At 69.2% G+C, this 11,873-nt stretch carries 14 protein-coding genes and 1 pseudogene; 11 read left to right on the top strand and 4 right to left on the bottom strand.

Going from position 1 to position 11,873, the window contains the following annotated elements; all coding sequences use genetic code 11:
- Nucleotides 1-210 precede the first annotated feature (210 nt).
- Nucleotides 211-525 carry a PadR family transcriptional regulator gene (locus C4B68_RS07415; protein ID WP_099498609.1) on the top strand — a complete coding sequence of 105 codons (315 nt, stop codon included), beginning with the start codon at nt 211-213 and terminating at the stop codon, nt 523-525.
- Between the two features lie 644 nt (nt 526-1,169).
- Nucleotides 1,170-1,394, top strand: coding sequence for a hypothetical protein (locus C4B68_RS07410; RefSeq protein ID WP_099498608.1), 225 nt, complete (start codon nt 1,170-1,172; stop codon nt 1,392-1,394).
- 116 nt (nt 1,395-1,510) lie between these two features.
- Here C4B68_RS07410 and C4B68_RS07405 read toward each other — a convergent pair whose 3' ends face one another.
- Nucleotides 1,511-2,332 carry a sugar phosphate nucleotidyltransferase gene (locus tag C4B68_RS07405; RefSeq protein WP_099498607.1) on the bottom strand — a complete coding sequence of 274 codons (822 nt, stop codon included), beginning with the start codon at nt 2,330-2,332 and terminating at the stop codon, nt 1,511-1,513.
- Between the two features lie 44 nt (nt 2,333-2,376).
- On the opposite strand from C4B68_RS07405, the gene C4B68_RS07400 reads away from it, so the two are divergent.
- Nucleotides 2,377-2,811, top strand: coding sequence for an NUDIX hydrolase (locus tag C4B68_RS07400; RefSeq protein WP_099498606.1), 435 nt, complete (start codon nt 2,377-2,379; stop codon nt 2,809-2,811).
- Here the strand turns inward: C4B68_RS07400 and C4B68_RS07395 are convergent.
- On the bottom strand, nt 2,806-4,599 hold the full coding sequence (locus C4B68_RS07395; protein ID WP_143674206.1) for a hypothetical protein: 1,794 nt from the start codon (nt 4,597-4,599) through the stop codon (nt 2,806-2,808). The two genes, C4B68_RS07400 and C4B68_RS07395, sit on opposite strands and share 6 nt — an antisense overlap.
- 195 nt (nt 4,600-4,794) lie before the next feature.
- Here C4B68_RS07395 and C4B68_RS07390 point away from each other — a divergent pair, with 195 nt between their 5' ends.
- From C4B68_RS07390 to C4B68_RS07360, 8 genes and pseudogenes are all read left to right on the top strand, one after another.
- Nucleotides 4,795-6,183 (top strand): NsdA family TPR-like regulatory protein, encoded by a 1,389-nt coding sequence (locus tag C4B68_RS07390; protein WP_240634220.1) that lies wholly within the window; start codon nt 4,795-4,797, stop codon nt 6,181-6,183.
- A pseudogene (locus C4B68_RS44670) lies at nt 6,180-6,362 on the top strand (GFA family protein); the annotation flags it as partial. The gene C4B68_RS07390 and the pseudogene C4B68_RS44670, both read left to right, overlap by 4 nt.
- Before the next feature lie 72 nt (nt 6,363-6,434).
- Nucleotides 6,435-6,839, top strand: coding sequence for a transposase family protein (locus C4B68_RS07385; protein ID WP_338059748.1), 405 nt, complete (start codon nt 6,435-6,437; stop codon nt 6,837-6,839).
- Nucleotides 6,840-7,046: 207 nt separating this feature from the next.
- Nucleotides 7,047-7,421 (top strand): hypothetical protein, encoded by a 375-nt coding sequence (locus C4B68_RS07380; protein ID WP_240634218.1) that lies wholly within the window; start codon nt 7,047-7,049, stop codon nt 7,419-7,421.
- A gap of 344 nt (nt 7,422-7,765) precedes the next feature.
- On the top strand, nt 7,766-8,137 hold the full coding sequence (locus C4B68_RS07375; protein WP_167459039.1) for an SPDY domain-containing protein: 372 nt from the start codon (nt 7,766-7,768) through the stop codon (nt 8,135-8,137).
- A gap of 104 nt (nt 8,138-8,241) precedes the next feature.
- Nucleotides 8,242-8,523, top strand: coding sequence for a hypothetical protein (locus C4B68_RS07370; protein WP_099499000.1), 282 nt, complete (start codon nt 8,242-8,244; stop codon nt 8,521-8,523).
- A 78-nt stretch (nt 8,524-8,601) separates the two neighbouring features.
- Nucleotides 8,602-9,288 (top strand): SPDY domain-containing protein, encoded by a 687-nt coding sequence (locus C4B68_RS07365; RefSeq protein ID WP_099498603.1) that lies wholly within the window; start codon nt 8,602-8,604, stop codon nt 9,286-9,288.
- Nucleotides 9,289-9,467: 179 nt separating this feature from the next.
- On the top strand, nt 9,468-10,541 hold the full coding sequence (locus C4B68_RS07360) for a PDDEXK family nuclease (RefSeq protein ID WP_180289135.1): 1,074 nt from the start codon (nt 9,468-9,470) through the stop codon (nt 10,539-10,541).
- Nucleotides 10,542-10,620: 79 nt separating this feature from the next.
- On the opposite strand, the gene C4B68_RS07355 is transcribed toward C4B68_RS07360, so the two are convergent.
- Nucleotides 10,621-11,313 (bottom strand): hypothetical protein, encoded by a 693-nt coding sequence (locus C4B68_RS07355; protein ID WP_099498602.1) that lies wholly within the window; start codon nt 11,311-11,313, stop codon nt 10,621-10,623.
- 95 nt (nt 11,314-11,408) lie between these two features.
- Complete coding sequence (locus C4B68_RS07350; protein ID WP_099498601.1) at nt 11,409-11,846, bottom strand: hypothetical protein; 438 nt, start codon at nt 11,844-11,846, stop codon at nt 11,409-11,411.
- Between the last annotated feature and the right edge of the window lie 27 nt (nt 11,847-11,873).

Raw genomic sequence — 11,873 nt, 5'->3', positions numbered from 1 at the left:
GCCGGACGGCACTGACAAACGGATCCGGCGAGGTGTCCGGCCCAGCTCGTACACGGTAGGGCCAGCATCCGGCGGCTACGGCTTGCCGCCTGAACCTCCAGGGCGATGTCCGCCATGTTGAAAGCCGGACATGGGCCCCGCTGTCGCCTTGCACCAGGGCCGGTCACTAACGGGTTGTAGCTCGTACTCGATACATGCTCTACTTGAGGCATGGCCACAATCAGGCTGACGAAGCCGACTATCGGAGTCTTGGAAGCACTCCTCGCCTCCACAAGCGCCGAGCCGGCATGGGGGCTGAGCATCTGCCGTGACGCGGACCTCGGCCCAGGGACGGTGTATCCGATCCTTGAACGTCTGGAAGAGCGGGACTGGGTGCGGAGTTGGCCCGAAGCCGAGTCTCACCCGGGCCGTCCCGCGCGCCGCTACTACGAACTGACGGGGCTAGGGCGTAAGCAGGCGACTACGGCGTTGGAAGAGCGAAAGGCTCGTCGATTCGGGCTCCGTCTTGCCGGGGGCACGGCTTGAGCGTGAAACTCAACGGATTTCCAGTGCTCAAGGGTGCGTGGCAGGTTGTACGGTGCATGCCGAGAGCCGAAGTGACCGCGGTGTTTGCTCACCTGCACAACAGCCGGCGGGCTGTGCAGCGCATCGCGGAGAAGGACGACGCGGGATTCGTCGCAGTTACAACCCCTTCTGGTTATGACGCCGTCTTAGCTCTTCGTAACGGGGAACTGGTCGTCGTTGCGTTGAGATCCTCGAACGCCGCCGCCCTGCGGCGACGAACCCGGCCGCCACTTGCGGTGATGGCTGTGCTCGGTGTTGCCGCGACAATGTTGGCTCTTGCGCTGGGCACGAGTTCGCCGGAGGCGTCCTTCTTCGGGGTTGCCGCCGTCATTGGGTACTTTCTGGGCCACAGGTCCTACGTCCGGAAGGCTCTGGGCTCGCGGGCCCGAGACGGAAGGTCACGGATCGCTTGGGGAGTCACTTCTTGGGCGGCGAAGCTGGCTGGGTCTCGCCGAGACACGGCACAGTGGCAAGCCCACCTTGCTGGTGATCCAGAGAACGGCATCGTCTTCACCGGGTGTCAACAGATACGGCATGCCTTCGGCTTCCTCGCTGCCGCCGTCAAGCACCGCCTCCACGACCTACTCGGGGCAGCATGGCGACCGGTGGACTGGATGCTGTCGGCGCGCAGCCGGCGCGAGACGTTCATCGGCCTACCGCCCGGACTGCTCGTGATCTACATCGTGCAGCACGACGGCCTGCACACCCTGCTCACTGAAGGGTGGGGATGGGTCGGCGGCTGCGGAGTCGCGATGTTCGCTCTGACCCGCTGGCTCCAGCGCATCCGAGGTATCGAGGTGGCTGACCCCTCCGCGTCCGACGGGCAGTAGAGCGCGGTACATCCGTGAGTGCCCCCGCCGCCTTTGGGCAGCGGGGGATCCTAATGGGTGAGGTATTGATCGTTGTGTCACACGGGCTGGACGACGGTGACAGGCTGAGCCGCTGACTACAGCTCGCCCCCGGCCAACCCGAGGTCGATCATCGGCTGGGTGGTGGTGACGACATGGACGCGGTGCGCGCGAGCGTACGCGGCGACCGCCAGCGACAGCTTCGGCTCGGCAGCAGAACACCGCGCGGCCGTGTCCAGATAGCCCAGCAGATCCGGCGTGATCCGCATCCGGCCCTGCAACAGCCGTAGAGCACCAGAACCGTGCTGCTCCATCAGTCGTGCCGCCTCCGGCGGGCTGGGCTTCTCGATGAGCCCGACCATCGTCTGTACCGGGCCGGTGCCCGCACAGACGATGACCCCGTAGCAGCTGGCCGCCTCCACGTCGAAGGGCGTGCCGAGCACAGCCGGAACCCCAGGTGTCGTCGCGGAAGCGAGCAGCGGCAGCGCCGTGTGCGTGGCATCGACGTTGTCAGCGAACACCACGTACACGTCCCCCGAGCGCACATGTTCGGCACCTTCGAGTACGGACGTGACGTCCGCGTACCGGCCCCGCTGCGGGATGAAGCCGACCCGGACCCGGTCCGCCGGGCGCGGCTCCTCCACCGGCTGACGGGCCAGCAGCTGATAGCGGGCCAGCGCACCCGGCGCCAGAACCCGACGAGTCCACGGCACGAGCGGCGTGTAGTACGGGTGATGGACCACCACGGCCCGCTCGGCCCCCGTCGCCCCGGCCTCGTCCACGATGTGCGCGAGGCCGGGCCGCCCCCGGACCGGACGGAGTTCCTTCGGCAGGTACTGCGACCAGCCGCCCACGCGCGTCCCCAGCCCCCCGGCGGCAATCACCACCGGCGCGACCGCGATGGCCGTCGTCTGATTCATCGGTGTCCCCCTCGCGTCGGGTTGGAGAGCGGTAGCGTCGGCGAATGCTGCACACACGCGTAACGGGCATCGTCCTCAGCGACGACGACAAGATCCTTCTGCTGCACCAGGACACCGACGGGCCACGCCGCTGGTCCCTGCCGGGTGGCAAGGTCGAGGAAGGCGAGACCCTCGAAGAGGCCCTGGTCCGGGAGATGCGGGAAGAGACCGGCGCCGAAGTCGAGATCGGCCGGCTGCTGTACCTGTGCGACAACGTTCCGGCTCACGTCGTGCACATCACCTTCGAGGCCCGCATCGTCGGCGGGGAACTCGGCGCCGTCGCCGAGGGCGCCGACACCCGGCCGATCCACTCAGTCGAGTTCGTACCACTCGACGACCTGCCCAGCCTCGGCTTCACGGACCTGTTCGTGAAGCTGTGTCGGGACGGCTTCCCGGGCGCCGGCTCGTACATGGGACCCAAGAGCGCCATCGGCCTATGACCCCAAAGTATCGAGCAGCAGCCGGTCCAGGTCGCCCGGCGTGGTCTGGTCGCTGCTGTCCGCCGCTGTCACCCACCGGTTGAGCAGGTTCGCCAGCTCCCACGCCCCGAGCTGGGTGGCATTGGTGGTGTGGGCGTCGCGCACCAGACGGACGCCCACACCCCGCGAGGAACCGAGCAGGTAGCGGGACCGCACGGCAGAGACCGCCTCCCACGAGCCCGGGGTGTTCCAGGCCGCGCCCGCCACGTACCGCTGCACGGGCTGCTCGTCCGGCTGCTGCGGGCCGTCGGCGCACCACACCTGCACGTTGCCGACCAGGTGATGGACGTCCTCCCGGCCAAGTCCCGGCTCGGCCACGGAGCAGGTGTCGCCGATCACGTAGTCACAGTTCACCGCGCGGGCGCCGGTCGTCGCCTCCAGGACCTCCGCCCGGGTCGGCAGCCGGGCGCCGTTCCAGGCGGCCATGAGCGCAGCACCGACCCACGTCACCCAGTACGCGGGATGGTCCTCGAACCCACGGGACACCCGCCATTTCCGCTGCTGCTCGTCGAAGTGGAGCCGCCCGCCGCGCTCGTGCGGCATCGGGCACACCAGCAGGTGAGTGCCCAGGCGGCTGTTCGGCGCCCCGCCCGCGTGCAGCAGCGTCAGCATCTCGGCCATCTCCGCGTTGCTCACCAGCAGGTTGCGCCAGCCCGCCCCGGGCGCCGCAGCCCGGTAAGCGGGCTGCGGAGCAGGGTGGGACACGGGCACCGGCCGCGTGTGGACCGGCAGGGCGGCGGGCGCCCGCAGCTCGTACAGGTCGTCACCGGCCAGCCACTCCCCGGCCGTACGGGCCACCTGCGCGTCGAGTACCTGCCCGGCCTGGTCGAGCGTCGCGGCCACCGCCTCGCTGACCAAGGCCGCCTCGCCGGACTGAAGCTCGGCGACCAGCCCGTCCTTGTGGCCGCTCGTCGCGAACGTCGCATCCACTGCCGCCCGCTCACGGCCGGACCGCGGTTCCTCGGCCACCGGTGCGGTGACGTCGACGAAGCCCGCCAGGTCCGCCAGGGTGCCCTCACGGTCGGCCACGTGCCGCTCGTACGGGATGACCAGACACGGCCGGGCACTGTTGCCCGGATCGTGCAGGGCCCGGGCCAGCAGCACAGCGTTCACTGCAATCAGCCGCCCCAGCGCCGTCGACGGGTCCGGGTCGTCGGCAGGCAGGAGACCGGCGAACGCCGCACGCCACCGCGGCGCGCGAGCCGACGCCGACACCTGCGCGTACCGGTCCTTGTACCGCCAGCGGTCCCAAAGCCGCCCCCGGGCGAACGACGACGCGATGCCGACCGGCGCGCGCGTCAGGACGATGGCCGGCGACTGGGGGAGCAGCCCGAGGACCGTGTCGGCCGCGAAGAACAGGTTGGTCTCCTTGACCAGGTGCCGCCGTTCCCCGTGCAGGTCGCTGAGCGCACACACCAACTGGTGCCGACCCAAACCGGTGAGCCCGGTGCCCTGGAGGGCAGGCGGGACACGGTCGCTGGGCGACAGGGGGTGCGCCCGGCTGAGCTGCTGCCGGAACGGCTCGTTGTGCTGCGCCATCACCTGACGCAGCGAGTCGGACAGCCAGTTCGAGCCGACCCGTTCGAAGACACCCAGTGCGAGCACCGGCGGCTGGTGCCCTACCTGCTCGGCCAGCCGCTCCACTCGGGCGGCCACGCTCGCGACAGTGCCGTCGAGCTGGGCACTGCCCGGCTGTCCGCACAGGCTTGATGCTGCTTCCCGCTGATCGCTGCTGATGCGCGTACTCACGCGACACCTCCAGTGGACAGGAGCCCCGAGGGGGCATGGTGCACAGGAGTCTCCGGGGGCCGGGAAGGCCATCACTAGGACACGGAGCGGCCATTGAGCGGCCATTGCCGGGACGTGTCCGGCGGACCGGCTTGCTCGCGGACGCGTCCCGCAGTAGTCGTAGACGTCCACCTTGTTGGGGAGGCTGCTGCCCTGATGCTCAATCAACAGTTACGCGCAGCCCGGCTCGAACGTGGCTGGCTGACCCAGAGGGCTGGCGCCGCCGAGGTAAGCCGTGCCGGCCGTGCCGCCCTGGACGAACCGTTCTTCGAGGTGTCCGAGCGCACCTACCGCAGGTGGGAGTCCGGCAACCCCGGGTGGCCCCGGCCGGACTGCGAGACCGCGCTGCGCGCAGCGTTCGGTGTCGGCCCGGAGCTGCTCGGGTTCGTGCCGCCGAAGGGGCACCCCCAGTTCCCTGTCGTGGAGCCGACGCCCGCGCGTGTCGATACCGTGGAGTTGATACTCGCTCTGGGAGGGAGCTCCGTGGATCGCAGAGGCTTTCTGGCCACGTCCAGCGGCGCCGCGCTGTCCCTGCTGGGTGTTCCGGACCCGGAAGCCATCACCCGCCGGGCGGCCAACGCCCTGCCGGGAGCCGTCCGGGTCGGGCAGGGAGAGATCCGCGCCATCCACCAGATGGTCACGACGCTCGGGGACCTGGCCGCCGAGTACGGCGGGGGCCACGCCAAGCACCTGGCCCGCGGCTACCTCACCGACACCGTCGGCCCCTGGCTCCGAGGCCGCTACACCGAGCGGACCGGCCGCGACCTGCACGCCGCAACGTCACAACTGGCCCACCTCATCGGATGGATGGCCCAGGACCTCGGTGACGATCCCGCCCACCAGGGCGAGGCCCGGCAGTACTACGCCAGCGCCTTCCGGCTCGCCGACGAGGCTGGCGAACCCGAGCTGGCCGCGACCGCGCTACGGGGCATGACTGTCCAGTCCATCGGCATAGGGCCCCGCTACCGGGCCGAAGCCCTCGCCCTCGCGGAACGCTGCATGGACCACGCCCGCGAACTGAGCGACCCGCGCGCCATCGCCTACTATCAGTCCACCCTCGCCGAGGCCGCCGCCCTGGATGGCAACCATCGGCTCGCCGTGAAGGCCCTGAAGGAGTCCGAGACCCAGATCGAACGCACCGCGGACGCACCGGCCGGCACGTCCTGGGCGAGCCACTTCAGCATCGGCCGATGGTCGCACTCGGCCGGGATGATCCTCGCCCGCATGGGAGACACGACGGGAGCCCGCGTCCGGCTGCACGAAGCGATGGAGATTCACGGGCTCGACCGCCGCCGCAGCCGCGCCACGGTCCTGGGCAACCTGGGCGAGATCCATCTCCAGGAAGGCGACCTGGACGGCGCGCTCGCCACATGGACCGACTTCCTCGACTGCGCCGAAGGCGTCCAGTCGGTGAAGGTCCAGGCGGCAGCCGAGGACATGCGAGTCCGGCTCGGTCGCCATCAGGACGTACCGGCCGCGCGGGACCTGTCCCAGCGCGCAGCCGTACTCCTCGCTGACCCGACGGCCGGCAAGCAGACGATGTGACCTGTGGCCGTCGCTTGTGCTCGTGCGAGCACTGCACGCGGCTGTCCGGTTCGCCGACGATGGCATGGGTCGGGCTCCACAGGGACGCCCTGAAGTGGAGGGGCCCGGCAGGAGAGCCGACCTACTTCTCCACTTGGCCGACGCTTCACCGAGGATCCTGCCAGCGCTGCCGCACCCAGCTCACCTCCGTCGTCGCCGGGACGGAGAACCGGAGGAGCTACTCCGGTAAGCACAAATGCCATGGCCTGCTCGTGATCGCCCTCACCGACGACCGGGGCCGCATGGTGTGGGTCTCGGCGGTCCGGCCCGGACGCACGTCGGAGATCACCGCCTGCCGACACGACCAGCTCACCGCCAAGCTACGGGCGGCCGGGCTCGGTGCGATCGCCGACCTGGGCTTCGTCGGCCTCGACGACAGCAGTCCGGACACCGACCCGGCGGTGATCACCGGCTACAAGGCCGCCCGGAACCGGCCCCTGACGCGCAGCCAGAAACTGTCCAACCAGGCGCTGGCCGCGGTCCGGGCGCCGGTCGAGCACGGCTTCGCCCACCTCAAGAACTGGTGGTTCCTCGGCAAGGTACGCACCGACCCGAAGTGGGCGACCGCGCTGGTGAGGGCCCTGCTCGTCCTGACGCACCGCGAAGTCGCCCGCTGACCGACGATCTTGGCGGAAGTCACCCGCCCGCGACCAGCCCGAGCATCCCGAAGCCCGCGCACACCAGACCCGTGACCTGCAACTTCACGATGCACACCACTCAGTGGGATTTCGTGCGGCCGTTGCTGCCCGGGAAGGCGATGGGGGCGGGGCGCTGACGTCAACCGCAAAGTGCTGCTGGGCCGCGGGAATGCCTATGATTTGGGCATGTCATCTTCCAGTGTTCCGGACCGGCGTCCCGGTGATGTGCCGCCTGATGGCCGGACGTCTTCCGGGGTGGATCGGGTGATCACGGGGTTGTCGTGGTGGTGGATGGCCACTCCCCTCATCCTGCTGACTCCTGCGATCGCCCTTGCGATGGGGTTTCCGGAGGTGCGGGAGGAGTTCGGCGGGATCTTCGGGTTGGCTGCTCTGAGTGGTGCGGTGGCCGCGCCAGCCATGGGGTTCGTGGTGGCGCTCGGGCGTCGTCGGCAGGCTCGCCGGCGTTTCGCCATCATGGGAGCGGTGTCCAGCGTGCCGGTCCTCTTCTTCTGGGTCTTCGGAGTATTGCTCGCTGAGTGTCCTGATGGTTATCACTGCTAGGCCGCCTGGCGCTTGTCGTTGAGGTGAGCCTGCGTGCGTTGTCGGCGGGCCTTCTCGCGGCAGTGCTTGGAACACATCTGAGGTTGGGGCCCTCCGCTCCCTTGCTCAACAAGATCCATCCCAGCCGGTACAGCCACCTGGCACCCCCAACGCGCTCACCCCGTAGGTTCGCTGGCAAGGTAGCCGGAACGACTGGGTTCGCTGTCAAACGCCTCGATTGGATGACAAGGGACAGCAGTTCGCCGGTGGCAGACAAGAAGATTGCCCAAAGGACTGGTGGACGCTGCAGCGGCATGTCAACCTGAACGACCTTCTGAAAAACCCCAGGTCAGAGAGGTGATGCTGTGGCATTGGATGCGGCGCAACCCGGATTCGCCACCACGGTCGCGGCCCTGCGGCTCCGCTCCTGGAAGCTCGGTGCCGGTCAGGCGATGGAGGTGGTCGACCAGTTCTCGGAGGCCGATTTCACCCACATCGTCGACGACCGCGCCGACGTGCACGTCAGCTCGCGCGACGGCCGGTTCTACCTCGGCTACTTCCCGAACGGCCGGCCCGGCGGCGCGGACGAGGACTGGGTGACGGGCGAGGGCTGGGTGATCGCGGTCACCGGCACCGCGAACGTTCCCGGCTACCGGATGTCCTTCGGTACGGAGACCCCGGCGGAGATCATCGCTGCTGTCGTGGCCCAGATCCTGGCCACCTCCCGGCCCCTGTGACCGGCGCGTCCGCTTCCCCTCGTACGTGCCGCGTACCCTGCCCCTGCTCTCGAAGCCCCGTCCGCTACTGCTTGGAGAACGCCTTGGACCCGCACACGCCCGAGATGACCGTCGGAGATCTGCTCGACCTGCTGTCCGCCTGCGACCGTGACGCGTCCGTCCGTCTCGCCGTCAACCCCTTCTTCCCCATGGCCCACCGCCTCGGCGGTGTGGAGAAGGCGCTGGACGAGCAGGGCCGGCCGATGGTCTACATCGCCGAGTCCCCGGAGGCCGAGCAGTTCGGCCCCCTGCCGTCCGCCGTGGCCATCGCTCTGACCTGGCAGGGTCCGGTCGAGGCACCCGCGCGCCGCCGACGCGGCGCGGCCAGGCCGAACGACGGCCAGTGATTCACCCCCGAACTGACGGAGGCGCCCCTGCACCCGCACCACCCCATCGATCCCTTCCGCCCCACCTCGCCGGACCCGATGTACTGGGTCGCCCCGCGTCACCTGGCCGGTGACGACGGCGTCCTCGCCGAGCGGATCGGCGACACCCTGACCGACCTCGGCTGGAGCATGTGGCCGACCTCCCGCAACACCCTGCTCTATACGAGCCCCGACGGCCTGCGCGGCGCCGAGTGGATCCTCGCTGCCTACCCGTTCGAGCTGGGCGGCCTCCCGGTGGCCTGGCAGCTATCGGCACGCCCGCACTGCGCCTCCGCCCTGACCGAGTGGAACGCGTACTTCACCGCCGGCGTACCGCACGAGGCGCTCACCGATTTCCTGCTCGCGCTCGACGCCAGCGAGACCCCCGACGCCGGGCTCGAGAACGCCGAGTCGGTCCTCACCGCACTCGGCACCCGGGGCTGGCTGCGCGATATGGACCGCCCGCGTACGACCGCCACCGACCCGGGCTTCTCCACGAACGTCTCGCTGGAGATGCTGCCGCCGCTCATCCACGACGCTGACCCTCGCGATGACCTGCTGGGCTGGCAGGCGTGGGCGGAGCCCGTGCTGGGGGCGCCGTATCTGTGGTGTGCGAGCTTCAGCGCGAGCACCCCGCACGAGCTGGTCGCGGCCTTCGCCTTCTCGCTCGCCGCACCCGGCCCGGTACCGCGCCGCACGCTCCCCGAAGGCGCAAAGGACCGTCTCACCGTCGTACGCCGCGGTTGACGGGCTGCTCAGAGCCGGTGACCGAGGCGGGGGATCGGCGGGGTGATGCCCCTTTTCCAGGCCCGGCGGTTCCACTCTCTTCACGGGAGGGGAACCGCCGGGCCTTCGCCGTACCCCGGTACCCGCGCGCATGAGGGGACCCTGGAACCAAGATCAAGGCCGTACATAGGATCGCCGTCGTGGCAGGCAAAGCGATCGGCAAAGGACCCTTGCGCGGCTACCTCCTGGAGGAGGTGCTTGCGTGGTTGTTGCGGTCCAGCGGCTTCGAGGTCCTCACGGCCGACGACGACAAGGACAAAGAGCCGTGGAAGGTGTTGAAGGAGGACAAGAACGGTTTGCTGGTCCGTGGACGCGGGGCGTGGCACCAGGTCGACGCGCTCGGGCAGTTCCGGTACGTCCCGCCGTTCTCGCTGCCTGTCCGCCTGTTCGTCGAGGCAAAGTACCTGACCACAGCTCCAGTTGGTCTGCCCACCGTCCGCAACGGCCACGGTGTGATCCATGACGTGAACGAGGGCGAGACCACCACGCTCACCGCTCCGGGGACCGGTCGGCCGCGGACGCGATACCGCTACAGCTACGCGATCTTCTCCACGTCCGGCTTCAGCCCGGAGGCACAGGACTACGCGCTGGCCCACCAGATATCCCTGATCGACCTCTCCGCACCGGACTTCGCCGTACTGCGGAATCTCGTCAAGACCACGGCCGACACCATTCACGCAGTGCTCGAAGTGACCCCCGCAGCCGAGCGGCCGAAGGTGCACGAGATACGGACGTATCTTCGTGGCCCGCTGTTGGAAATGGACGCGGGCGACGTGGACCTGCCCGATGCGATTCGCGGCCCACTCGATTACCTGGCGCAGGCACTGCACAGCCGGTCGCAACTGGGTCTTGTCCTGGCCTTTCCTGCAGCACCGTTCGTCCTGGGACTGGCCTCGGATGATCTGTACGGCTTCGTGGACTATGCGAGAGCGCACCCCACACATTCGGTGCGCCTGCGCCGCATTAATCAGGCAGCGTCACATCCGGTTTGGGAACTGCGCTCTGCGGAGCACCCAGAGGCATACGCGTTGAGGTTCGGGCTGCCGGAGCGGGTGGAAGCCTGGATCATCGAGCAGGATGAAGGAATGCCCTCGCGCACCCGCTATATCAAGCGCAGCATGCTGTCGACCATGACCCTGTACTGGATGGACGGGGAGCACGCGCAGACCTTCCAACTCCGCTACGAGCCAGGCGAACTCCGCCTCGACGGCTGATCGCCCGATACGACGACACCCCGGTGTCCGGGGCTGTCGGGAGGACAGGCCCGGACACCGGGGCAGGTGGAGGAGCGGGTCAGTGTGCGGTGCGCGCCTTGGCGAGCGCCTTGTCCAGGTGGGCGTCCACGAGGCCCGGTGAGCCGGAGACGATGACCAGGATGTTGCCGGTGCGGATCGCCGTCTGCTTGACGACGCTGCTCTGCCCGCTGGCGGAGTAGGTGAGCAGCTGGCTCCACTGCTCGTCGCCGAGGTCTGGCGCGGACGTCTTCTCGGTGCCCATGTCGACGACGGTGCTGCCCGACGTCACCTGGTAGGAGGGGCAGGAGAGCATCGCGTCGAAGATCTTCCCGATGCCCTTGGACAGCTTCGCGGCGCTGTCGCTGTACAGCTCCTCGCTGACCTCGGAGCTGCTGCTGCCGGAGTAGGTGAAGGACGCCTTCGCATTGCGGCTGAAGTCGAGGCCGGAGCCGGTGGCCGCGTCGCTGCCGAGCTTCTCCAGCGCCGGGCAGCCGATGACGGTGACGTCGTCGTTGCTGCGAGCGGGCTCGGGCTTGCGGGTGTAGCCCTCGCCCAGGTCGCTCTCGTTCAGCAGCCGCTGGTTCAGCTGCGTCGAGGACAGCGGCGCGGATGCCGAGCTGCCGCCCCGGTGCGCGGGTGCGGAGGATGCGGCCGAGGCGTCGGCGGGCTCGGTGCGGCTGGAGCAGCCGGTCAGGGCGAGGACGGCGAAGACGGTGCCGAGGCCGAGGGCGGTCGTGGTGGAACGGCGCATGCGGAAACCCCTTGGTGATGCGGGACGGATGGTCTGACCGGGTCGGCCCTCCGGGCGCCGACGAACGCAGGGGTGAGGGAAGGGGTTTCGGGGCTTCAGTGGCCGAGGTGGTGCAGTCCGTCTTCGAGGGTGGGGTGGAAGTGGTCGACCGGACCGGAGTTGCGGTTGTACCAGGCGGTGTCCAGTCGGGTCTCCTCCGTCTCGTGGCCAGCCGGGCAGCGCAGCCACACCGAGTCGTCGCGCATGTTGAAGACGATCCAGTTTCGGTACGCATCGCAGTGGCACGCGTGGACCTCGCCGTCGATGACGAGCGGCAGGTCCCAGCGCATCATGAACCCCGAGACGTCCTGGCGGGACGGCGCCCGGAAGTCCGGCGGCAGGAAGTCGGGCACCACAGTGGCCGCCGGCGCAGCCGAGGCAGCGACAGGGCCGGGTGCGTCCGGCAGCGGCAGCTCGGTGTGCATCGCCAGCACCGCCTGGCCGGCACGCTGGGCTTCACGGAACTCTCGGTCCGCACGATTGCGTCGGAACATGCCGTCTCCATCTCTGTCGTCTCGCCT

The organism is Streptomyces dengpaensis, assembly GCF_002946835.1.
Taxonomy (GTDB): Bacteria; Actinomycetota; Actinomycetes; order Streptomycetales; family Streptomycetaceae; genus Streptomyces; species Streptomyces dengpaensis.
This window is presented reverse-complemented; position numbering and strand designations above follow the sequence as displayed.